This is a genomic window from Hymenobacter sp. GOD-10R, assembly GCF_035609205.1.
In the GTDB taxonomy this organism is placed as follows: domain Bacteria; phylum Bacteroidota; class Bacteroidia; order Cytophagales; family Hymenobacteraceae; genus Hymenobacter.
The window spans coordinates 4,965,786-4,988,023 of record NZ_CP141184.1 but is presented as its reverse complement, the minus strand read 5'-3'; the positions used below and the strand labels follow the sequence as shown (position 1 = coordinate 4,988,023).

Here is a 22,238-nt window from a genome sequence, read left to right as displayed (position 1 = left end):
TTCGGCACTATAAGAGCGAACCTAGGCCGGATGTTCCTCACAAAGCAGATTTGCTTAAATTTGAGTTTCCCCGTTTCTCAACTTCCCCTACTACAGCATTTTTTCAACACAGTCCCACACATGACCCAACGGAGTAATTTAACGATTACGGCAATGGCCGCAGCGGTGCTAAGCCTGACGGCTGGCACGGCCATGGCGCAAAAGGCCGCACCCAAGTCGACTGCCAAAACAACCGCCACCGCCGGCAAAAACTCGACGGGCCAGACAGGTGTTGGCATCAACCTGGCGAATATCGACAAGTCGGTAGCGCCCTGCGACGACTTCTTTCAGTTTGCCAACGGCAACTGGATCAAAAATAACCCTATCCCCGCGTCCGAGACGAGTTGGGGCTCCTTTAATGAGCTGAGGAACCGCAACCGCGTTGTGGCCCGGCGCATTCTGGAAAAGGCCGCCGCTGACCGCAGTGCTAAGCCTGGCTCCAACCTGCAAAAAGTGGGTGACTTCTATGCTGCTGCCATGGACAGCGTAGCCGTAGAGAAAGCCGGCCTGAAGTATTTGCAGCCCCATCTGGCCCAAATAAACGCCATTCAGGATGTGGCCGGTGTGCAGCGCTACCTCGCTGACCCCAAAAACCTTGGGAAGGGCTGGTACGGCCTGGGCGTGGGCCAGGATAGCAAGAACAGTAGCGTGTACGCGGTGCAGATGAGCCAGGGAGGCCTCACATTGCCTGACCGTGACTACTACCTGAAGGAGGACGCGCGTTCCAAAACGATCCGGGCCGCCTACCGCACCTACCAGGTCAATGTGTTTAAGCTGCTAGGTGATGACCAGGCCACGGCTGAGAAAAATGCTGCTGCCGTAACGCGCCTCGAGACCCGTATGGCGAAAGCCAGCCGCGACCGAGTAGCCCTGCGCGACCGAGAAAGCAACTACAACAAGATGACCGTGGAGCAGGTAACGGCTAGCTACCCCGACCTGAACATCCCTCTGCGCCTAAAGGAAAGTGGGCTGAGCGGTGCCAAGGAAATCATTGTGGGTCAGCCTGATTACCTGAAAGAAGCGAGTGCCATGCTGAAGGAGGAGCCCATTGCCGACCAAAAGCAGTACCTACGCTGGCACTTGGTGGAGTCTGTTTCATCGGCGTTGCCCAAAGCGTATGTTGATGAGGCTTTCAATTTTAGTAAGGTGCTGAGCGGCGCCAAGCAGCCGTTGCCCCGGTGGCGCCAAGCCTTCGCAGCAACAGATGGTTCGCTAGGCGAGGCATTTGGCCAGCTCTACGTCGACGAAGACTTTAGTCCGGCGGCCAAAGCCCGTGCCAAGCAGTTGGTTGAAAATCTACGCCTAGCCTACGCTGAACGCATTCAGGCCACCGAGTGGATGAGTGCCGCTACCAAAGCGGAAGCGCTAAAGAAGCTCAACGCTTTTGTGGTCAAGATTGGCTACCCCGATAAGTGGAAGGACTACTCGGCTCTGAAAGTTTCCCGCGAAAGCTACCTCAATAACTTGTTTGCCGCCGCCGAGTGGCGCACCCAAGACAATCTGAGCAAGTTTGGTAAGCCCGTTGACCGCTCCGTATGGGGCATGACGCCACCTACTGTGAATGCTTACTACAGCCCTTCCTTGAACGAAATCGTTTTCCCAGCCGGCATTCTGCAGCCACCGTTCTATGATCCCAAAGCCGACGATGCAGTGAACTACGGTGGCATCGGGGCCGTCATCGGTCACGAAATGACCCACGGCTTCGACGATCAGGGCCGCAAGGTAGATGCCCAGGGCAACCTGCGCGACTGGTGGACGAAGGAAGACGGTGAGAAGTTTATGACCAAAGCCGACGTAGTGGGCAAGCAATTCGATGCTTTCTCGCCCCTGGACTCGGCGCACGTGAACGGCAAGCTGACGATGGGCGAAAACCTAGCCGACTTAGGTGGCCTCACCATAGCCTACGCCGCGTTCATGAAAACGCCCCAGGCCAAAGCCGGTAAGTCAATCGATGGCTTCACGCCGGAGCAGCGCTTCTTCCTGAACTTCGCCCAAATCTGGCGCGTGAACCAGCGCCCGGAGGCTATGCGTCAGCAGATGCAGACCGACCCGCACTCACCCGGTCAATACCGTACCATCGGTCCGCTGCAAAACATGCCCGAATTCCACAAGGCTTTCGGCTGCAAGGAAGGCGACAAGATGGTGCGCTCCGGCGACATGCGGGCCAAAATTTGGTAATCGCAGACACCTAGCTTATTAGCTTTAAAAGCGCGACTCAGGTTCCTGAGTCGCGCTTTTTGTTTTATCTTCCTACCCTCATTTTCAATTCTTCTTTTCCTTCCTCTGTGAAAAACCGAAATCACCTGACCCTAGCTGCCATTGCAACGGGTTTGGCGCTAGCGGGGTGCGCCGGCAACTCTTCTAAAGCCCCCGCCGCAGCTACAGCTACTACTACGCCTGCTCCCACGACCAACGCTACGGCTTCGGCGGCTGCCCCTGCCGAGGCAAAAGGCGTAGGACTGGCCATCGAAAACATCGACAAGTCGGTGTCGCCCTGTGACAACTTCTTTCAGTATGCTTCTGGCAACTGGTTGAAGAACAACCCTATTCCGGCTTCTGAGTCGCGCTGGGGTAGCTTCAATGAGCTAGGCAACAAAAACGCCTTGGTACAGCGCCAAATTCTGGAAGAATCCGCCGCCAACCGCAACGCGACTAAAGGTAGCAATGCCCAAAAAGTGGGCGACTTCTACGCCTCGGCCATGGACTCGGCGGCTATCGAGCAGGCAGGTCTGACGTATCTGAAACCCGAATTGGACCGCATTGCTGCCATTAAAGACCTGAAAGGCTTGCAGCAAGTGATTGGCTACCACCACCGCATGGGCGTGGGCAGCTTGTTCAACACGGGCGTGGGGCAAGACGAAAAAATCAGCACGCAGTACGCCGTGCAGATTTATCAGGGTGGCATCGGCATGCCCGACCGCGACTATTACCTGAAGGACGATGCGCGCTCCAAGGCTGTTCGGACGGCCTACGTGACGTACATGACCAACATCTTCAAGCTGATGGGGGAGAGTGCAGCCGCCGCAACGAAAGATGCCTCGACCATCATGCGCATTGAAACGCGGATGGCGAAGGCGTCCAAGAGCCGCGTCGACCTGCGCGACCCGTACGCCAACTACAACAAGATGACCATGGCGGAACTGCAGAAGCAGTACCCGAACCTAGGTTTGCAAACCATGCTGGCGCAGGAAAAGCTAGGCGGTGCCAAAGAAGTCATCGTTGGACAACCGGCATTCTTGCAAGATGTAAACAACGTACTGAAGTGGGACCCGCTTAACGATTGGAAAACCTACCTGCGCTGGCGCGTGGTAAGCTCGATGGCCAATGCGTTGCCCAAAGCTTATGTGGATGAAACCTTCCGCTACAGCCAGGCCCTCACGGGTGCCAAGCAGCAGCAGCCCCGCTGGAAGCGCATGATTCGCTCAACGGATGCGGCCTTAGGCGAGGCTTTCGGCCAAGTGTACGTGGACAAGGCTTTTCCGCCCGAGGCTAAGCAGAAAGCCTTGGCTTTGGTGAATAACTTGAAAGCAGCGTTTGCCGAGCACATTCAGCAGAACACCTGGATGAGCGCCGCCACCAAGACCGAAGCCCTGAAGAAGCTCAACGCCTTCACCGTGAAAATTGGCTATCCGGATAAGTGGAAGGATTACTCTACGCTGACCATCTCGCGTGATTCGTACCTGAAAAACGTACTGGCCGCGCGTATTTGGGCTTCTGATGATAACGCTAGCAAGCTAGGTAAGCCGATTGACCGCAACGAGTGGGGCATGACCCCGCCCACGGTAAATGCGTACTACAATCCGCCCATGAACGAGATTGTGTTCCCGGCCGGCATTTTGCAGCCACCGTTCTACGACCCCAACGCCGATGATGCCGTGAACTACGGTGGTATCGGGGCCGTCATCGGCCACGAAATGACCCACGGCTTCGATGACCAAGGCCGTCAATACGACGCTGAGGGCAACCTCAAGGACTGGTGGACCAAGGACGATGCCGACAAGTTCAACCAGCGCGCAGCGGTGGTAGGCAAGCAGTTCGATGCCTTCACGCCGCTCGACTCGGTGCACGTGAATGGCAAGCTGACGATGGGCGAAAACCTCGCCGACCTAGGTGGTCTGAACATCGCCTACACGGCCATGGAAAAAGCCATTGCTGGCAAGCCTAAGACCAAGCTCGATGGCTACACGCCTGAGCAGCGCTTCTTCCTGGCATGGGCCCAGATTTGGCATGCCCAAGCCCGTCCCGAGTACGTGCGCCAGCAGGTGCTAACCGACCCGCACTCGCCTGAGCAGTTCCGGACCAACGGTCCGCTTCAGAACATGCCCCAGTTCTTTGAGGCATTCGGTTGCAAAGACGACGCGAAGATGGTACGCGCTACCGATCAGCGGGCAAAGATCTGGTAACCCCATACCTAGCTTTTCAACGACAAAAAAGGCGGACTGCAACGGCAGCCCGCCTTTTTTGTCTTATAGCAACGCATCATCGGAGGTGAGCGTTTTTATCTAGCTCATCCGCCGAAGACGTTTCTTACTAGCTTTTTCAACCTGCACTTTTCATCCTTGATGACCAAACACCTACCTCTAACACAAACCCTAGTGGCAACGGCAGCCATGCTAGCGCTAGCGAGCTGCGCTACTAGCACGCCTACTACCACCGCGGCAGCGACTACGCCTGCCACAGCCACAGCTACGAGCACTGCCGCACCAGCCCCGAAAGGTACCGGCCTCGGTATCGACTACCTGAATACGGCGGTCGATCCGTGCGATAATTTCTTCCAGTACGCTAACGGTAACTTCTTCAAGACCACACCCATTCCGGCCAGCGAAACGTCTTGGGGGATCGATAATGAGGTGAGCGACCGGAACCAGGCTATCATGCGGCAAATCCTGACTGATGCTGCGGCCAACAACTCGGCGCCGAAAGGCTCGAACCTGCAGAAAGTCGGTGACTACTATGGTTCGGCCATGGACACGGTGGCGATTGAAAAGGCGGGCCTTAAATACCTGCAACCTGAGTTGAGCAAGATTGCCGCTATCAAGACCACAAAAGACTTGCAAGCTGCCTTGGCGCACCAGCAGATGCTGCGCACGGGCGCTCTGTTCGGGGTGGCCGTGGGGCAAGATGCGAAGGTGAGCACGCAGTACATTGTGAGCCTGCGCCAAGGCGGTCTGTCGTTACCCGACCGCGACTATTACCTGAAAGACGACGCCCGCTCGAAGTCGATTCGGGAGTCGTACCTAGGGCACATGGTCAACATGTTCAAGTTGATGGGCGACTCGGAAGCCGCGGCCCAAAAGCAGGCACAAGCGGTGCTCACTTTGGAAACCAAGCTTGCCACGGCCAGCAAAACGCGTGTGGCGCTGCGTGACCCATACGCTAATTACAACAAAATGAGCGTGGCCGCGGCCAGCGCTAAGTATCCGAACCTAGGTCTGCCCACGATGCTGCAACAGCTGCACCTAGGGGCAGCACCAGAAATCATGATGGGGCAGCCTGAGTTTTTACATGAGGTGAATACGCTGGTAAAGGCCACGCCGCTGGCCGATATGAAAACCTACCTGCGTTGGCACTTAGTATCGAGCCTGACGTCCGCTTTGCCGAAAGCCTATAGCGACGAAGCCTTCCGCTTCGAGAAAACGCTGAGCGGCGCCGAGCGTCAGCAGCCCCGTTGGAAGCGGATGCTGCGTGCCACCGACGCCTCGCTGGGTGAAGCCTTCGGTCAGCTCTATGTGGACAAAGCCTTCCCGCCTGCTTCGAAGCAGAAGATGGTGGAGCTGGTGAATAACCTGAAAGATGCCTTTGCCGAGCACATTCAGCAGAATGCTTGGATGAGCGAGGCCACCAAAGCGGAAGCCTTGAAGAAGCTCAACGCCTTCACCGTTAAGATCGGCTACCCCGACAAGTGGAAAGATTATTCGGCCCTGACCATCTCGCGAGAATCCTATCTGAAAAACGTGCTAGCTACCCGCGAATGGTCGTTTCAGCAGAATGCGGATAAGCTAGGGAAGCCCATCGACCGTGCCGAGTGGAACATGACGCCACCCACTGTGAATGCTTACTACAGCCCCTCGAAAAACGAAATCGTCTTTCCGGCCGGTATTCTGCAGCCGCCCTACTTCGACCCGAAAGCCGACGATGCGGTAAACTACGGCAGCATCGGCGCCGCCATCGGCCACGAAATGACCCACGGCTTCGATGATCAAGGCCGGCAGTTTGACGCTGATGGCAACCTGAAAGACTGGTGGACCAAAGAGGATGCGGAGAAGTTCACGGCTCGCGCTGCCATTGTGGGCAGCCAGTTTGACGCTTTTACGCCTCTGGATTCGGTGCACATCAACGGCAAGCTGACCATGGGCGAGAACCTAGCTGACTTAGGTGGTCTGAGCATCGCCTACACCGCCATGGAAAAGCAACTGGCCAAAACCTACGGCAGCAACCCGCGCCCACAATACGACGGCTTCTCGCCGGAGCAGCGCTTCTTTATTGCGTATGCCCAGAGCTGGCGTTCCCAGCAGCGCCCCGAGGCGTTGCGTCGCTTGGTGCTTACTAATCCGCACGCCCCAGAAGAATACCGCGTGATTGGTCCCTTGCAGAACATGCCGGAATTCTACGAGGCCTTTCATTGCAAAGACAACGCGAAAATGGTGCGCGCCACCGAGAAGCGCGCCAAAATCTGGTAGGCACCTAGGCTTCTCAATAAAGCTGAAAAGGCGACTTGCGGTTAGCAGGTTGCCTTTTTTAATGCCTCGCTCGCCGGTCCGACGCCCTAGGCATCCAACCGGTTATCGGCTGTAGTCGTCTGCATAAGTTAGGTACGCGAGGATCGTTCTGACAACAACCGGTCGGACACCTAGGGCGTCGGACCGCCGGGCGGCTAATAACGGCTTCGAAATGGATTACTCTTCAGGTGAATGCGTATAAGGATGGCTGTCTCTTCGTACGTTGTTGCTCCTTTACGTCTTGACTATGAAATTTTTCTCTTCAAAAAACCTAGTTGGCAGTTCTGTATTCTTGTTGACAATGGGGTTGCTGGCCTCTTGCCAACAGCGCACCACCGAACCGCAAGCCTACCTCGGCGACCCGAAAGTAGGCGACGTGTACGTGGTGCAATTTCACCCGACAGATGACACGGCTAGGCGCTATTATTTCTACAAGCTCTACCGCGTCACCAACGACAGCGCGCTGTTTCACCCGGCCCGAAAAGAGGAAGCGCAGGCTGGTGCCGACGTAAGCGGGACCGACTTTTTCGCCACTACCCAAACCCTCGGGTACACCCGCAAAGAACTGCCCGGCCTGCTAAAAGAAGAACCCGGCGACGCGCTCAAAACCAAGCTAGTTGGTATTCGCCGGGAAGAATAACCCATTGCGCTCCTGTCACCTGCCACCTATTCTCAGCCCTAAAACCACCCTACCGATGCGAAAACTGCTTGCTCTTGTTCTGGTATTTGTCAGCCTAGGTACGCAGGCCCAACGCGAATCGCCGCGGCAGCTGTACCCGGAATTGTTCGAAGCCATCCAGCTCGGCCTTATCTTCTCCGACGGAAAGACGTTTGTGGATGCCGTGCCGAAAGTCGCGCCAGCGGTCATTCGGCAGGCGTATCAGGAGCAGAAGAGTCAGCCGGGGTTTGACTTGCGACGCTTCACGCTCACGTATTTTGAGTTGCCGGGCGAAGTCACCAAGCTGTATCAGGGGGAGGTGACCAAGCAGTATCAGAGCAACATCAACGCGGGTATTCGCCACCACATCGACACGCTCTGGACGGTGCTGGAACGCCGCGCCGATCCGGCCGTCACCCAGGGCACGTCGCTCATTCCGCTGCCGCAGTCGTATATCGTGCCTGGCGGGCGCTTTCGGGAGGTGTACTACTGGGATTCATACTTCACGATGCTAGGCTTGCAGGAAAGCCACCGCTATACCGTGATGCGGCACATTCTCAACAACTTTTCGCACCTGATTCGTGAAGTAGGATTTATCCCGAACGGCAACCGTACCTATTACCTGACTCGCTCGCAGCCGCCGTTCTTCGCTAACATGGTAGAGCTACTGGCACAAACTGAAGGCGATACCGTGCTCGTGCGCTACCAAGAGCCCATGCTTAAGGAGTATGGCTACTGGATGGCCGGAGCTGATACCATTAAGGCTGGTCGGGCTTACGGACCTGCCGTGCGCCTCCCCAATGGCACGCTACTAAACCGCTACTGGGACGCCAGCGACCAACCCCGGGAAGAATCGTACGCTCAGGATGTGGCGTCGGGCAAGACCACCACACAGCCGCTGAACCAGTTCTACCGCAACATTCGGGCGGCCGCCGCGTCGGGCTGGGATTTTAGCAGCCGTTGGTTTGGGCCGGCCGGTAACCTAGGTTCTATCCAAACCACTAACCTGTTGCCGGTTGATCTGAACTGCTTGCTCTGGCACTTGGAAACTACCCTGGCACGATCCTACGAGCTACAGGGAAACCGGAGTCAGGCCGCGGCCTTCACTGCCAAAGCGGCGCAACGTAAAAAGGCTATTCTGGCTTATTTCTGGGACAAAGACCTTGGTTGGTTCGTCGATTACAACTGGGTAGCCGGGCGGCGCGCCACGGTGCGCACCCTAGCCTCCGCTTTCCCGCTGACGTTTGGACTAGCCACCCAGAGCCAAGCCAAGCAAATAGCCGCCGGTTTGCAGAAAGACTTTTTAAAGCCAGGTGGCCTCGTGACCACGCTCAACAAAAGCGGCCAGCAATGGGACGCTCCCAATGCCTGGGCTCCTCTGGAGTGGATGGCCATCAGCGGCCTAGAGCGTTACGAACAGCACGCCCTGGCCCGCACCATTGCCGAGCGCTGGGCCACCTTGAACATCAACGTGTTCAAGCAAACGGGTAAGCTTTTGGAGAAGTACAACGTGGTAGACACAAATATCAAAGCCGGCGGTGGCGAGTACCCGCTACAAGACGGTTTCGGCTGGACAAACGGTGTACTGTTGAAGATTATAAATCAATATAAGATGGAAGTAGTGAAGTAGTCAGAAGGCTACAAAGCTAGCTCCTCTCCTTTTTTAAGGAGGGGTCAGGGGTGGTTCCTTGTCGTTGAACGACAAGCTAGGTCTAGTTTTCTAGCTCTAATCAACCACCCCTGACCCCTCCTTAAAAAAGGAGGGGAGCTGGCTTTGTAGCCTTCTGACTACTTCACTACTTCTACTTTGATGTCTACATCTTTCTTCGGCCAGCTGTAAGCATCTACGGGCTCGTTGGCAATTTTGTCGATAACATCTAGGCCTTCGACAACTTCGCCGAACACAGTGTATTTTCCGTCTAGGGCTGGGACCCCACCGTCCGTTTGATATGCTTTGAGTTGGGCGGGGGTGAGCTTGCGGCCGGACATAGCCTGCGCCATAGCAGGCGCCATTTTTTTGCCGTGCACGATATAGAAATCGTTGTTGGAGGAGAGGCGGCCTGGGTTCTGTTCGTCGTCGTAGCGGGCCATGCCGAGGGCACCGTGCTTGTGAAAGTGAGCGAGGCGCACTTCAGGGGGAAGGTGGTATTTCGTGATGCGGATGGTGCGATGGTCGGAGCGGCCACCTTGTATCACGAGGTCTTTCACGACGCGGTTGAACACCGTTTCGTCAAACACACCCTTGCGGGAGAGCAGCAGGAAATTGGCCTTGTGGATGGGCGTATCGTCGTAGAGCTTGATGCGCATGTTGCCCTGCCGCGTGTGAATGATGACTTCAGAGCCTGGATACTGCTTCAAGTAAGCTAGGAGCAGAGGAGCGGCGTTGCTGTCGGTGAGGGTCGTAAGATCGGGACCAGGAACGGGAGGAGGCGTCGCTTTAGCCGCGGCTGTTTCGGCGGGCTTGTCGGCTTGGCCACACGCTGTAGCAAAAGCTAGGGCAGCGCATAACCCTACTACTTTTGACCAGCCAACAAGCGTAGAACGGAGAGAGAACATAGGAGCGTAGAAAAAGAAAAACAGCAACGCGTTAGAACGCCGCCAGCAGAATAAAACGAGCTTTTACCTGACCTGCGACTTAGGTCAGCCGCTAAGAAAGCGCGAAGCTAGGCTGCGTAAGGCACAAAAAAAGTTGCTGCCATCCGAAGACGACAGCAACTCAAAGTAACTAGAATATGCGGAAAAGGCTGGTGCTAGGCTACAGCTTAATACCCATCTTCTTGGCGATGTCCTTGAACATCTCCGGGTCGTAGTCGTCGGCGCCGGGCGAGTTGAGCTGGGGCTCCTCTTCCAAATCGGGGTAAGGCACACCCATGAAGCCACCTTGTACCACTTCCAGCGGTTGACCATCCTCGGGGTGCGAGCCGTTCCAGATGATACCGGCTTGCTTGTAATCGTCAGGGCTGAACGTATAGAGCTTGAGGTGCAGCTTCTGCTCATCCTGAAGCTTCTTGGCCTCGGGGAAGGCATCGTTGCTGAGTTCGGGTACAGGTACCAGCTTGCTTACTTCTACACCGGTTAGCTTCTCTAGTGCTTTAGCATAAGCTACCACGTGTAGCCCACCGCGTACGAGCAGGTAGCCTATCATGGTACGGGCGCACGGATCAGTTACCATCTCGTACACGCGCATTTTGTTGGCCCGAGCTCCGCACTCCAGAAAGAAGTTGTGCAGTAGATCGAGCTTCAAGTTGCCGCTGGCGTGCACATATTGGCCCGTCCAGGGGTTGCCCATCGAGTCGAAAGGCACAGCTGCTTGAGCGCTCGAAAGGAAATGATACGTGTTGCGCGCATCAACTACCTCCTTCAATGGACCTGGCTTTGGGTCTTTGCCCCGCACCGTTTGGCCGGTCAGGAGCAGGTTGATGGCGTAGGAAACGGCCTCGATGTGGCTATACTCTTCTGCGGCAATGCTGCAGGTTAGGTCATAGAATGGTCGCAAACGGTTACGTCCCCGGAAGTTGAACGACTGAAACGTGTAGTTCATTAGGGTCGACATTTCCCCGTACTTACCACCTAGCAACTCCTGAATGGCGGCTGCATCATTGGGTGAAGGATTCTTGGGCTTGGGCAGTTCAACGGCCAGCCGGTCATAGCGTAGGATCATCGTAGGCAGGTAAGGGTGAAATAAAAATGAGCTTATGCCAAGGGAAACTGAGTGCATCAGTTCCCTTGGCATAAGCTCATCCTACGCGGTTATCTGCCTGGGGTTGGTGTAATATATTGGAGCTCAACAGCAAACCTGGAGCACTACGGGCTTAATTCCAGCCGTCGTCGACCTTCTTCTGTGGCTTTATTTTCTGCTTTTGTTTCGGACTGTCACCGCCCTTGGTTTTCACCTTTATCTTCTCTGGTGTAGCTGGAGCCGTGGTAGGAGCGGCTGGGGCCGCAGCAGGCGTAGCGGCCTCATACGTAGCAGGCGTAGCCGGGGCCTCTTCCGCCGACTTGATTTCATCGGGGCGCTCTACCGCTTTTTCTTTCTGCAAAGCAATCAGCTTTTCTTGGGGCACCAGCTCATTTTTGTTCCAAGTCTTGATTTGAGCGGCTAGCTCAGCCTTTTCCTCCTTGGTTTGCTTCTTCGGCAACAACGCATCTAAGTCAGGGCTGCCAGCATCTTTCCACGCCGTCATCCACATAGAAGCCACTAGGGTAGGTGCGCCCTTGAGGCGGTAGGCTACCTGCCCACCCACTTCTTTGTGGTAGGCATCGGCGAAAGCGTCGGAGTAGGAGCGGCGTGTCTTACCGAACTTATGCGAGTAGACGTATTTGGTATCAGGCGTGAAGTCACGCGTTACTTTTTCCTCCATATCGAAGGTAGCTCCGAGAAAACCGTACGACTCCTGCACCGCCTGCCAGATAGCGGCTTGCGGGTCTTTTAAGTAGCGGCCGGGGTCACTATCGAGCTTGTACTCGGCAATGTGCCGCTCCGGTAGTTTGCTTTCCCATAAGCTGTGCAAACCGGCTTGGTTGGTGAGCTGACCGTCGTAGTTCTCGGTGGTGTGCAGCGGCACAAAGGCATCGGACACGTAATGACCTAGGTCGGCGGAGAGGCGAAGAATGGCCGTCGTGTCGCGTTGCTTAAAGGCTTCCGTGAGCTGGTCTTTCACTTCCATCACCGTCCACGGCACGGTGCCATACTTGCGTAGCGTATCGGCCGAGTACTTGGCGCTGGCTTTGTCCCAGGCTTTGGGCATATCGCCAAACGGGTTGTCGCCGTAGTGGTCCATGTCGATATAGTGCTTGGGCGCTTCGGCAGGGTCCGACTCGCGGCGCTCGTCGGGCGCCGTGATAAGCCGCACAATTTCGGGAAGGTGCCGGAAGTAAAAACCTTGCATAGCGCTGGGCAACGCGTAAATGGCTACTTGCCCGATGGTGCGGTGGGCAAAAAAGCCCCAGCCAGGTGATAAGGCCGGCAGCAGGAGCACCAAGGCCAGCACAAGTAATGTCTTTTTCATAACGGATAAGGGAAAAATAAACCGCCGAGCATGCGGCAGCACGAAGGTCGGAATTTTCTTATAAGTTTTGGACAATGCCGGGATGTTAGCCTTATGAATTAACTTCTAATTCTTAGCTGCTTAGCTTCGCAAGTTGGCTCAGACCACCCGCCATGAACATTTCCAAGAAGAAAATAAACTACGCCATTAGTCCGTCGTTGCGCAAGTACCTGCACGACTACGACCGCGAAACTATGCTGCCCGTCACCTATGCCGACTTGCAGCACTTTACCGGCTCATTTGCGCGCCTCGACCGCAATGGACGAGATACGCTGTGGCAAACAGTTTTTTATGAACCTAGCAGCTTGCGGGAGCTGTCCGCCGGACTTTCGCAAGTGTATGCGCTGCTAAAGACGGACGGCGACTTATCGTTTTCGGAGCACCTAATTGCGGATCGGATTGATTACTGCCGCTTCGGCAACAGCAATCCGTTTCGGGTGCGCATCGTCAACCAGTTCAACGACAACTACGACTATTTCTACGTAAAGCGGGCCGATGCGTCGCGAGTGTATGGCTTGGAGCTAGAACATATCTTATCGCCCAACCGCATCAACTACCTGGTATACCGCGACTCGCTAATTGAGGAGCACATTGCCGGAATTCCCGGCGACGATTTCATTCGCCATCATCTCAACCGCCCTCACCTCAACCAGGTGCGTATCGCCAAAGAATTTGTGAAGTTCAATGAGCGGTGCTTTGCTCGGCTGCTCGGAGACATGCGCGCCTACAACTACGTCATCGACGTGACGCCCGATTTTGAGGACGAGCAATACCGGGTGCGGGCCATCGACTTCGACCAGCAGAGCTACGAGGGACGCAAAACGATGTACTTGCCGCAATTCTTCAAGGACAATTTGCCCATCGTACAGATGTGCGGCGAACTGCTCACGGCCGAAAGCGTGCGGCAATACCAGACGGAGGAACGCTCCCTGATGGCCCGGCGGGTGCGGGCGGCGCGCTACCGATTGAAAGACCTGATTGACTGCATGCGCGCCGACGAAGTATCAACGCCCGAAAAAGTAATTGAGCTGAAAGCCGAGTTAAACCGCCACCACCGCACAGAGCTTTTCAATCGTTGCCGCTCTATGGGCGACGTGGTGCGCCTGAACTTGCAGATTATGCTTCTCGGGAAAAAAAGGTGAGCGGAGCATAGTAGACCAAACTAGCTATGCGCCGCTCACCTTTTCGAAGGTAGCTATGCAACCTAGCCTTTTTTCGTGCGAGTTTCCACCGCTTCTGCGGCGTATCGCTCCGAATAGCGTTCCAGCAACTCGCCTAGGTGCGTGAAGATAAAATCGACGGCTTGCTCCCGAACGGAGACACAGTCGCCTTCAAACTCTTGCCGCACTTCTTCGGCGTGGTTCTGATGCAGAAAAGTGAAGAACATGGTGCCCACCGGCTTAATGTCGGCTTCGGAAGTCCCGGCGCCGCACAAGCCCGTGATGGCAACGCACATATCAGCCGGCAGCTTCTTGTGCAGGCCCATCACCATTTCGTTTGTCACCTGCTGCGACTCGGCCGTGTACAGACTCAGAGAGTCCTGGCTTACTCCCAGTAGCTTATGCTTGGCCAGCGGATGATACGTGACCACGCTACCGAGCAACACTTCGGAGCTGCCAACCCCTTTCGAAAACTCAGAAGCTAGCAGACCCGCCGTACAGCTTTCGGCAAAGGCAATGGTGAGTTTGAATTGCAGGAATTTCTTGACGAGGTTATCTATTTCGGGTGTTTCCATTGCTGAAGTACATAGAGCTTAGGGCTGCATATACTTGGGCAATTGGGTCTGGGTTGGCAACGAAGAGTAGCTTTTTACCGCCTTGTTTTCGCCTAACTCAACTGTGTAGGTTACCAACCCTAGTGCTTAGCTGAACTATTAAGATCTAGCATTTTAGCATTTTCGATTACATAAGGTGTTCATACAGACAAGGGTACAGCACAAGCTCCTCTAGGGTTTGAGAGAAGGTAGATAAGTACGTGGGAGTAGCCGCGGAATAATTACCAACGGAGCGCGAATTAGCTTAGAAAGTGGAACACAATACTCAAACTATATTAATCTAAAATTAATGTATATAAAACGTTGAATAAAGCAACTTTTGAGTGGTTACTTCAGTCAACTAAACGGCACCTAGGGGATGAGTACAACGTGACTTGCTGGTGGGGAGAAGTAGGCTGCTGTAGCTAAGGTTGATTACCAATAGATTACCCCGTTTATACTTCCACCTTTACCACTTTAAGCAATGTTTACATGTTTATTGTCCTGCCTGCGTTGGCAAGGCGTACTTATGCTATTTGCCCTGGCGCTGCTATCGGAGGTGGCTGGCGCGCAGACTTTTGATCAGGTAACGGCTATTGATGCCAAGCTAGGTAATGGCATTTCCCAAGGAGCAAGCATCGTGGCGGATGCCGCTGGGAATGTGTTTGTAGCCGGTACTTTTCAGGGTGCCATTACGTTTGGCGCGACGACCTTGGAGCATAACTCAAGGGGCTTGACCTATGAAGGATCAGACGCTGTCTTTGTAGCTAAGCTGGATGCTGCTGGTAACTGGCTGTGGGCTGTGCGTGGCGGCGATGTAGGCTTTATCTATCCTCGTAAAGTTAGCTTGACGTTAAATGCTGCCAATAAGCTTTACCTGACCGCTAACCTAGCTGGTAGCTTTACATTCGGTACTACTACCTTAACGGGTACAAACACAGGGACGGATATCATGGTAGCCCAACTCAATGGTACTGATGGTGCTTGGCAATGGGCTACCAGTGCAACCATCAGCAATAATATCAGCGCAGACGTGAGTCCACGCTCAGGCATAGGTATTGCGCTAGATGCTACAGGACATGCATTCGTGACCGGGAATTTTAAAGGCAATGCTACGTTCAATAATGCGGCAACTGCTCCGCTTACACTTTCCAGCAATGGCGGGGCAGAAGACGTGTTTGTCGCGCGCCTAGACGCTGGCACCGGCACCTGGCAGTGGGCTGTGCAGGGTGGCGGCACCGGCCACGACCAAGCTAGGAACATTGCTGCCGATGCAACTGGAAATATTTATGTGACCGGCTCCTTTCAGGGCACTGCGGCTAGCCCTGCTACATTCAAGGCTGCTAGTGGCACGCTAACGCTTGTGAGTGCCGAAAACAGCCCCGATATCTTTGTGGCTCGGTTGGACGGTAGCAACGGCGCTTGGCAATGGATTGTACGCGGGGGAAGTACCCACGAAGACAGCGGCGCGAGTGTAGCTTCCGATGGCACCGGGCACGTGTACGTGACAGGGGGATTTTGGGGAGGTGGTAACAAGAGCTCTTATCCTCCCATTCCAATACCAGCCGCTACGTTTGATAGTCCATCGGGGGCGTCACTCTCACCAGCAGGCTCCAAAGGCTCCGATGTCTTCGTGGCGCGCTTAGATGCTGCCACCGGCGATTGGCAATGGGTGGTGAGAGGCGGATCTGGTAGCAATAGTTTTGGGGGCAGCATCGCGGTAGACGCCGCTGGTACACCCTATGTCACAGGCTCTACGAGTGGAGGGGCTGACTTTACACCTACTACCTCCGGAAGTCCAATCAGATTACTCAGTACAAGCGAAAACGGGTCTTATGCTAATACGTTTGTCGCGCGCCTGGAACCCTCGACGGGCAAGTGGCAGTGGGCAGTAGGAGCTACCAGCTTGCTTAGCTGGCTCGGAAACCGCAGTCACTCAATAGCCCTGGGTCGAGACGGGCATCTATATACTACTGGCTTCTATAATAATAATGGAACATTCGGCAGTTCGCCAGCTACGGCAGTAGTTGGTGGCGACCGTCAGAATGCCTTTGTGGCGCAAGTAGAAGCGAGTAGTGGTAACTGGCAGTGGGTAGCCAGCCCCGACGCTGGTGGGCCCAAGCAAACCAGTAGTGCTGCTACCGATGCTGCCGGCAATATCTATGTGGCAGGCACCTTCCAGGGAAAACTCACGCTTGGCACCGTAACGATGACTAGCCTAGGAACGGCTCAAACAGGCTTTATTGCGAAACAAGACCCCGCTGGTAACTGGCTGTGGGCCGTGCGTATTGCTTCGGCCTACCTAGGTACAACTGCCATTGGTATTACCACAGATGTCTTAGGACATGTATATGCCACAGGTAGCTTTGGCGGGCAGAAGGTTAGTTTTTACAGTGCTACAGCCGGTACGCCGATAACGTTGACGGGTAGAACGAGCGCGCTCGTGGCCTACGTAGCGCAACTCGATGCCGCTACTGGTGCTTGGAAGTGGGCTGTGCGCAACGATCTTACGGGCCTTTCAGGGCCCGCGGGTATTTGCATAGGCCAACGGGTTACCGTGGATGCCGCTGGTAACCCCTACGTGCTAGGTCTGTTTGCAGGCACAGCTACCTTCACCGGTACTAGCGGGACTATCTCCCTCACCACGGCCACCGGTAGCGGAATAGAGCCCGACATCTTCGTTGCGCGCCTTGCACCGGCTGATGGTAGCTGGCAGTGGGCAGTACGTGCAGGCGGATCGAGCAATGAGTTTTGCGACGGAATTGCGGCAGATGCTACCGGGCATCTGTTTGTGGCCGGCGCTTACATCGGTAACGCAACTTTCAGCAATCCGGGGGGAGGCCAGCTAACTCTGCCAGGCTACGTTAATGGCGTAGATGCCTTCGTGGCGCGCCTAGACGCGGCCACTGGTACTTGGCAATGGACAGCATCCGGGGGTAGCTATAGCCCCTACGTAGGGGCTGATGACTACATCAACGCTATTGCGCTAGATAATAGCGGCGACGCTTACGTGGTAGGCAGCTTTACGGGCAATGCTACCTTCGGCTCTTTGTCGTTAAGTACCGGTGCTGCTACGGAGAGGTCATCGAAGATGTTCGTCGCCCGGCTCAATGGTGCTACCGGCGCTTGGCGCTGGGTTGTGCGCGCGGGCAACGGGGAAGATCGGGCTACGGCTATTCGCGTAGATGCTACCGGGCATGTTTATATGGCAGGCCATCTACTCGGCACGGCTACCTTCGATAGTCCTACGCTAGCGCCGTTGCTAACGGCCACCAGTCAGGGCGGTACCGATGCTTTCGTGGCCCGGCTCGATGGCACTACTGGCACTTGGCAAAACCTAGCTACCGGTGGTGGCAGCGCTAATGAGCAAAGTACAGATTTACTGTTGGCCCCTCAGAACAGAGTGTATCTGGTAGGTAATTATCAGAGCATAAAACCAACCTTTGGTAGCGCATCTGTTCCAAATGGTGGATTGCAGTACAGTACTGGCTTTGTGGCGCGTTTGTCATCGGGTTGGGTGTTGCCTGTGCGAGAAAAGCAGCTGGAGGGGCAGAAAGCTAGTTTCCGGGTGTTCCCAACAGTTGTTGGCACAGGGCAGTCACTGCGTTACACCGTTGAAGAGCAGCTAGGAAAAGAAGCCTTAATAGAGCTGTACGCGGTGACGGGGCAGCGGGTAGCGCAGTGGTCGGTATCGGCGGCAACAGGAGCGCTGCCAGCTCCAGCATTGCGCGCAGGCGTTTACCTGGTGCGATTGACGAGCGCAGAGACTACGCAGACCACGCGCATTGTCGTGTACTAAGCTTGAAAAAAGAGCTTAGCCACGTCCTGTGAGAAGGACCTAGCTAGGCTCTTTTACTTTATTGATGATTAGGGGATTACTCTTGCTTATACACCACGCCCTGCTTCATCACGAACGTGACATGCTGCATCGTTTTAATATCCTGTAATGGGTCACCATCCACGGCTACCACGTCGGCTAGCTTGCCGGCTTCCAGGGTACCTAGGTTGGTGGTTTCGCCTAGGAGGTCGGCAGCGTTGAGGGTGGCGGCGCGCAAGGCTTCCAGGTTGGGCATGCCGGCTTCCGTCATGTACTGAAACTCTAGGGCATTCACGCCGTGGCGGTACACGCCGGCGTCGGTGCCAAAGGCGATTTTTACGCCGGCTTTGTAGGCTTTGCCGAAGGTGCCTTGCAGCAAAGGGCCAATGCTGAGCGCCTTTGGCTGCACCGCCGCCGGAAAGTAGCCCACGATTTTGGCCGAATCCGCCACCGACTTGCCGGCAATGATAGTCGGTACGTAGTAGGTGTTGTACTTCTTGGCGAGCTTCATGCCGTCCTCGTCCATGAGGGTGCCGTGTTCGATGCTGGTCACGCCGGCCCGAATGGCCCGCTTGATACCTTCCGCGCCGTGCGCGTGGCAGGCCACTTTCATACCTAGGTCGCGGGCTGTTTCGACCACCGCCTTGATTTCTTCCTCACTGTATTGCGGGCCGCTGCCGTCCTTGGACAGGTCGAGCACGCCACCAGTAGAGGCAATCTTGATGACGTCGGCGCCGCGCTTGAATTGTTCCCGCACCGCTTGGCGGCACTGGTCGGGCCCGTTGGCTACGCTCGACGGCTGCCCTAGCTTATCCATTAGCTCGCGCGAGAGTCCGTTGGTATCGTCCATGTGGCCGCCGGTGGCCGAAATAGCATTGCCAGCCGTGAAGATGCGCGGCCCAACCACTTGGCCACGGTTCACGGCGTTGCGCAGCGATACATTCACGCCCGAGCCCCCTAGGTCGCGCACCGTAGTGAAGCCCGCCATTAGCGTTTTGCGCGCGTTATCGAGGGCGCGGTAAGCTAGGTCAGCGGGGTTAAGGATGAACTGCTCGCTGAAGTTGTTTTTGCCTGGCTGCGACTCGATATGTACGTGGCAGTCGATGAGGCCAGGCAGCACGGTTTTGTTCTTCAGGTCAATCACCTTGTCGGTGACACCTGCTGCGGCGTAGCCCGATTGTACGGCAGCCACGCGTCCATTTTCCACCACAAGAGTCATCTGAGTTTGCGCTCGGCCAGAACGAACGTCTAATAGGCGACCACAATGCAAATAGGTTTTTTGGGCGTGCGCAGAGAATACAGTTAGCAACAAACTGCTGAGTAGTAGGGGTAGAGGTCGTAGGTTCATGAAAGAATGGTTAGGGGGAAACAGCGTCAAGTTAGGCAATAGAACTACGCTGCATGTAGCGGTATCTGGTTGAAATACCTACCTTGTTCGTTGTTGTTTGACCCCTTTCTCAACTATCTCCTTCCTTAATGGCTACCCACGACGAATTTGAAGCCGCTGCCCAGCGTGCGCAGCAGCTCCCCACCAAACCTTCCAACACGGTTCTGCTAGAACTTTATTCGCTCTACAAACAAGCTACAGAAGGCGATGTAACCGGCTCCCGACCAGGCGGTTTCGACTTCAAAGGTATTGCCAAGTTTGACGCTTGGGCTAGCCTCACGGGCAAGAGCAAAGAAGCAGCCCGCCGCGAGTATGTGGAGCTAGTGAATTCGCTTTTTGCCGCTTCCTAACGTTCATAGCAAGCACTATCGTCTTTGGTTTATTACCAACAAAAAAGCCTTCCCTGTACAGGGAAGGCTTTTTTGTGTGCAAAAGCTTCGCGCTAAACTTTGGGCGCAGGGAGGTCGAAGGCTACAGCGTTGTGCTCAAAATGTCCTTTGTGCGAACCGTCGCAGAACGGCTTGTTGCTGGAGAGGCCACAACGGCAGATGCTCACCCGCTCGCGCCCGCCTAGGCCATACGGCTGTCCTTGCGCGTCTACAATCTCGAAGTCGCCCTCTACGCGGAGGGAGCCATTGCTGAGAACGGTAAGTTTGGTTGCCATGAAGAAGGAGTTAAGTAAAATAAAGTGGAGTACGTGAGTTGCAGCGTACGGGTGCCGCGAATGTGTCGGGCAAGATACAACTAAAACGCCCCAATCGATCTGATTGGGGCGTTGAGAAGCTAGCTGTTCGGCTGAGCCGAGAGGCCGCGTTACTGGGTAAGCACGGCTGTGAACAAGCGCCGCTCACTGGTGCCATCCGGCAACAGCGCATTCACTTGCAGCACATAAGAGTTGTTTGCCCGTGACGCCGTGCCCGTGCCAGTGGCCGTGGCACCTACCACGGCACCATCGGCGGTGTTGCGGAGAGCCGTTGCGGGTACGCTCAACGTAGCCACGCCATCAGCAACGGGCAAGGTACCTAGGTCCTTCGCCTTTGCCGTGCCACTCACCGAGTAGGTGCTGGTGATCTGCACATTGCTAGCGGCGCTTACGCCGCTGATTTTCAGCGTGAGTGTGCTGGCTCTGTTGTAATCGGCACTAATTGTTTCAATATTATCATTGAAGGTGATTGACGTCTTGGGGATGATCATGTCGTCCAAAACGTCGTCTTTTTTGCAGCTCGCCAGTGTAAGTGTTACCAAGCAAAGAAGCAAAAGCGTGTAAAGATGTATGCGCATGGAAATATGTCGTGAAAATGAGAGAAGGCCACGAGCAGCTTGCTCAAGTTGGCGACTACGTTTACCGGCCTGGGTCCCAGAACACCGACGGAGCGGTGAGGTCAGTGCGGGCGGGGGTGTTGATGGGATTCGCCGTGCGCTCTACATCGGAATAAGGTAGAATGCGCGGAATCTGGGTCAACACTGGGTTGATAGACACCGGTGTAAGCGCCGGGAAGCCCGTACGGCGCCAGTCAGACCACGGCTCGACGGCTACGCCATAGTTGGCCACAAACTTCTCCTCAATGATATTTTGGAGCGGTGTAGCAGCCGTTGCCAGCACAGGCCGGCTTGCGATGTAGGTGTTAATCGCAGCGGTGGCCACGCCTGCCATTTGCATAGAAGCCGTGATGGCGTCGTTGAGCTTGGTTTGAGCTAGGGCAACATTGCCACTACGCAAGTAGTACTCGGCCAGAATGAAGTTGTACTCCGAGTACGTGAGCATCCGGATGGGCGCATCACCAGCGTATTCTTGTGCACCTGTGCCCGTTTTGGCACCGCGCAGAAAGGTGCCAATGCGGGAAAAAGCAGTGTTTACCCCTAGGTAACCGGTACCATTGGCGGCACCTGTATACTGCCCCGCGGGAGACTCAGTGAAATAGAACGGACGGCGTGGATCACTCTTCGCATTCATCAGGTTCACCAGCGTGGTGCTGGGAAAGAACTGATTGGCCCGGCTCGTCTCAAACTGGTTGATGGGGTTCGTTTTGCCGGCTACTGCTTCAAAAGCTAGCTGGAAGTTGTCAGCATTGCTCGTCATGAAGGCCGTAGCCGGCTGGCTCAGCAGCGTAGCCAAGTTGGAGCTGGCCGTTGACGAAAGCTTTGGGTAGTAGTGTAAGTAGAGCCGCAGCTTCAGCGTATTGGCAAATTTCTTCCACTTCACAACATCACCACCGTAGATCAAATCATCGGCGCTCGGGCGGAGTACGGAGGCTTTGTCTAAATCAGCTACGGCGGCGTCTATCAACGTGATAAGACCCGAGTAAACGTCCTGAGATGGGGTGTAAACCGGCTGCGGGTTGTCTGCAAATTTCAAGGCTTCGGTGAAAGGAATATCACCAAAGGAATCAGCCGTGACGCCATATAAGAAGGCCTGCATGAGCTTGCTGATGCCAGCGTAAACGGGGCTGGAAGTCTGCGTCTGTTCGATCAGCTTCTGCAAGTCGGCTTGGGCACTGCCATAAATTGCCGTCCGCCACACGTTGTTCATATCCGTGGGCGTGATGTTGTAGCGGTCGTAATCGACGGGCTGCACGCCCGCGCCGCCCTGGCCCGCGAACTGCTGCACGAACAGGGCCGTGTAGCGGTGCAGATCAGAACCCATCAGAAACCCTAGGTGCGATTCGGCACCCACCAACACGTTGTTAGGCGGAGCGACCAACACGGCATTGGGGCTGTTATTTATATCCAGGAAGTCGTCGCAAGCACTGAGCAAACCCAGTGCTGCGGTAAACGCTACGTATTTAGTAAAGCGAGAAAGTTGCATGCTAGCAGAGG

At 55.3% G+C, this 22,238-nt stretch carries 16 protein-coding genes; 8 read left to right on the top strand and 8 right to left on the bottom strand.

Annotation, left to right across the window (positions count from 1 at the left end; all coding sequences use genetic code 11):
* Positions 1 to 120: 120 nt before the first annotated feature.
* From SD425_RS19805 to treF, 5 genes are all read left to right on the top strand, one after another.
* Positions 121 to 2,217, top strand: coding sequence for a M13 family metallopeptidase (locus tag SD425_RS19805; RefSeq protein WP_324671752.1), 2,097 nt, complete (start codon positions 121 to 123; stop codon positions 2,215 to 2,217).
* Between the two features lie 107 nt (positions 2,218 to 2,324).
* A complete protein-coding gene (locus SD425_RS19800) occupies positions 2,325 to 4,442 on the top strand; it encodes a M13 family metallopeptidase (protein ID WP_324671751.1) in 2,118 nt (705 codons plus the stop codon).
* 159 nt (positions 4,443 to 4,601) lie between these two features.
* Positions 4,602 to 6,719 (top strand): M13 family metallopeptidase, encoded by a 2,118-nt coding sequence (locus tag SD425_RS19795; protein ID WP_324671750.1) that lies wholly within the window; start codon positions 4,602 to 4,604, stop codon positions 6,717 to 6,719.
* Between the two features lie 286 nt (positions 6,720 to 7,005).
* On the top strand, positions 7,006 to 7,398 hold the full coding sequence (locus tag SD425_RS19790; RefSeq protein WP_324671749.1) for a hypothetical protein: 393 nt from the start codon (positions 7,006 to 7,008) through the stop codon (positions 7,396 to 7,398).
* 55 nt (positions 7,399 to 7,453) lie between these two features.
* The gene (treF, locus tag SD425_RS19785) at positions 7,454 to 9,046 is read left to right on the top strand and encodes an alpha,alpha-trehalase TreF (protein ID WP_324671748.1); all 1,593 of its coding nucleotides are present in this window, start codon (positions 7,454 to 7,456) and stop codon (positions 9,044 to 9,046) included.
* A 158-nt stretch (positions 9,047 to 9,204) separates the two neighbouring features.
* On the opposite strand, the gene SD425_RS19780 is transcribed toward treF, so the two are convergent.
* From SD425_RS19780 to SD425_RS19770, 3 genes are all read right to left on the bottom strand, one after another.
* Complete coding sequence (locus tag SD425_RS19780; protein ID WP_324671747.1) at positions 9,205 to 9,972, bottom strand: peptidylprolyl isomerase; 768 nt, start codon at positions 9,970 to 9,972, stop codon at positions 9,205 to 9,207.
* 199 nt (positions 9,973 to 10,171) lie between these two features.
* Positions 10,172 to 11,077: a manganese catalase family protein gene (locus SD425_RS19775; protein ID WP_324671745.1), complete on the bottom strand. Its 906-nt coding sequence runs from the start codon at positions 11,075 to 11,077 to the stop codon at positions 10,172 to 10,174.
* A gap of 151 nt (positions 11,078 to 11,228) precedes the next feature.
* Positions 11,229 to 12,425, bottom strand: a complete 1,197-nt coding sequence (locus tag SD425_RS19770; protein ID WP_324671744.1) for a zinc dependent phospholipase C family protein — start codon at positions 12,423 to 12,425, stop codon at positions 11,229 to 11,231.
* 152 nt (positions 12,426 to 12,577) lie between these two features.
* Between SD425_RS19770 and SD425_RS19765 the strand changes: the two genes are divergently transcribed.
* Positions 12,578 to 13,606 carry a hypothetical protein gene (locus SD425_RS19765; RefSeq protein ID WP_324671742.1) on the top strand — a complete coding sequence of 343 codons (1,029 nt, stop codon included), beginning with the start codon at positions 12,578 to 12,580 and terminating at the stop codon, positions 13,604 to 13,606.
* Positions 13,607 to 13,668: 62 nt separating this feature from the next.
* Here the strand turns inward: SD425_RS19765 and SD425_RS19760 are convergent, their stop codons facing one another.
* A complete protein-coding gene (locus tag SD425_RS19760; protein WP_324671741.1) occupies positions 13,669 to 14,199 on the bottom strand; it encodes a nicotinamide-nucleotide amidohydrolase family protein in 531 nt (176 codons plus the stop codon).
* 547 nt (positions 14,200 to 14,746) lie between these two features.
* Between SD425_RS19760 and SD425_RS19755 the strand changes: the two genes are divergently transcribed.
* Positions 14,747 to 18,016, top strand: coding sequence for an SBBP repeat-containing protein (locus tag SD425_RS19755; protein WP_324671740.1), 3,270 nt, complete (start codon positions 14,747 to 14,749; stop codon positions 18,014 to 18,016).
* A 76-nt stretch (positions 18,017 to 18,092) separates the two neighbouring features.
* Here SD425_RS19755 and SD425_RS19750 read toward each other — a convergent pair whose 3' ends face one another.
* Positions 18,093 to 19,382 carry an amidohydrolase family protein gene (locus SD425_RS19750; RefSeq protein WP_416381006.1) on the bottom strand — a complete coding sequence of 430 codons (1,290 nt, stop codon included), beginning with the start codon at positions 19,380 to 19,382 and terminating at the stop codon, positions 18,093 to 18,095.
* A 128-nt stretch (positions 19,383 to 19,510) separates the two neighbouring features.
* On the opposite strand from SD425_RS19750, the gene SD425_RS19745 reads away from it, so the two are divergent.
* Positions 19,511 to 19,771, top strand: a complete 261-nt coding sequence (locus tag SD425_RS19745; protein WP_324671738.1) for an acyl-CoA-binding protein — start codon at positions 19,511 to 19,513, stop codon at positions 19,769 to 19,771.
* Positions 19,772 to 19,863: 92 nt separating this feature from the next.
* Here the strand turns inward: SD425_RS19745 and SD425_RS19740 are convergent, their stop codons facing one another.
* The 3 genes from SD425_RS19740 to SD425_RS19730 form a co-directional block, all read right to left on the bottom strand.
* Positions 19,864 to 20,085: a CDGSH iron-sulfur domain-containing protein gene (locus tag SD425_RS19740; RefSeq protein WP_086595588.1), complete on the bottom strand. Its 222-nt coding sequence runs from the start codon at positions 20,083 to 20,085 to the stop codon at positions 19,864 to 19,866.
* A 149-nt stretch (positions 20,086 to 20,234) separates the two neighbouring features.
* Complete coding sequence (locus tag SD425_RS19735; RefSeq protein WP_324671737.1) at positions 20,235 to 20,666, bottom strand: hypothetical protein; 432 nt, start codon at positions 20,664 to 20,666, stop codon at positions 20,235 to 20,237.
* Between the two features lie 97 nt (positions 20,667 to 20,763).
* Positions 20,764 to 22,227, bottom strand: a complete 1,464-nt coding sequence (locus SD425_RS19730) for a SusD/RagB family nutrient-binding outer membrane lipoprotein (protein ID WP_324671736.1) — start codon at positions 22,225 to 22,227, stop codon at positions 20,764 to 20,766.
* Positions 22,228 to 22,238: the final 11 nt, after the last annotated feature.

Bases quoted from the DNA above. Each gene is read 5' to 3' on its own strand.
- SD425_RS19805 (WP_324671752.1), top strand. From the start codon at position 121: ATGACCCAACGGAGTAATTTAACGATTACGGCAATGGCCGCAGCGGTG.
- SD425_RS19795 (WP_324671750.1), top strand. From the start codon at position 4,602: ATGACCAAACACCTACCTCTAACACAAACCCTAGTGGCAACGGCAGCC.
- SD425_RS19790 (WP_324671749.1), top strand. From the start codon at position 7,006: ATGAAATTTTTCTCTTCAAAAAACCTAGTTGGCAGTTCTGTATTCTTG.
- treF (WP_324671748.1), top strand. From the start codon at position 7,454: ATGCGAAAACTGCTTGCTCTTGTTCTGGTATTTGTCAGCCTAGGTACG.
- SD425_RS19780 (WP_324671747.1), bottom strand. From the start codon at position 9,972: ATGTTCTCTCTCCGTTCTACGCTTGTTGGCTGGTCAAAAGTAGTAGGG.
- SD425_RS19775 (WP_324671745.1), bottom strand. From the start codon at position 11,077: ATGATCCTACGCTATGACCGGCTGGCCGTTGAACTGCCCAAGCCCAAG.
- SD425_RS19770 (WP_324671744.1), bottom strand. From the start codon at position 12,425: ATGAAAAAGACATTACTTGTGCTGGCCTTGGTGCTCCTGCTGCCGGCC.
- SD425_RS19765 (WP_324671742.1), top strand. From the start codon at position 12,578: ATGAACATTTCCAAGAAGAAAATAAACTACGCCATTAGTCCGTCGTTG.
- SD425_RS19760 (WP_324671741.1), bottom strand. From the start codon at position 14,199: ATGGAAACACCCGAAATAGATAACCTCGTCAAGAAATTCCTGCAATTC.
- SD425_RS19755 (WP_324671740.1), top strand. From the start codon at position 14,747: ATGCTATTTGCCCTGGCGCTGCTATCGGAGGTGGCTGGCGCGCAGACT.
- SD425_RS19750 (WP_416381006.1), bottom strand. From the start codon at position 19,382: ATGAACCTACGACCTCTACCCCTACTACTCAGCAGTTTGTTGCTAACT.
- SD425_RS19745 (WP_324671738.1), top strand. From the start codon at position 19,511: ATGGCTACCCACGACGAATTTGAAGCCGCTGCCCAGCGTGCGCAGCAG.
- SD425_RS19740 (WP_086595588.1), bottom strand. From the start codon at position 20,085: ATGGCAACCAAACTTACCGTTCTCAGCAATGGCTCCCTCCGCGTAGAG.
- SD425_RS19730 (WP_324671736.1), bottom strand. From the start codon at position 22,227: ATGCAACTTTCTCGCTTTACTAAATACGTAGCGTTTACCGCAGCACTG.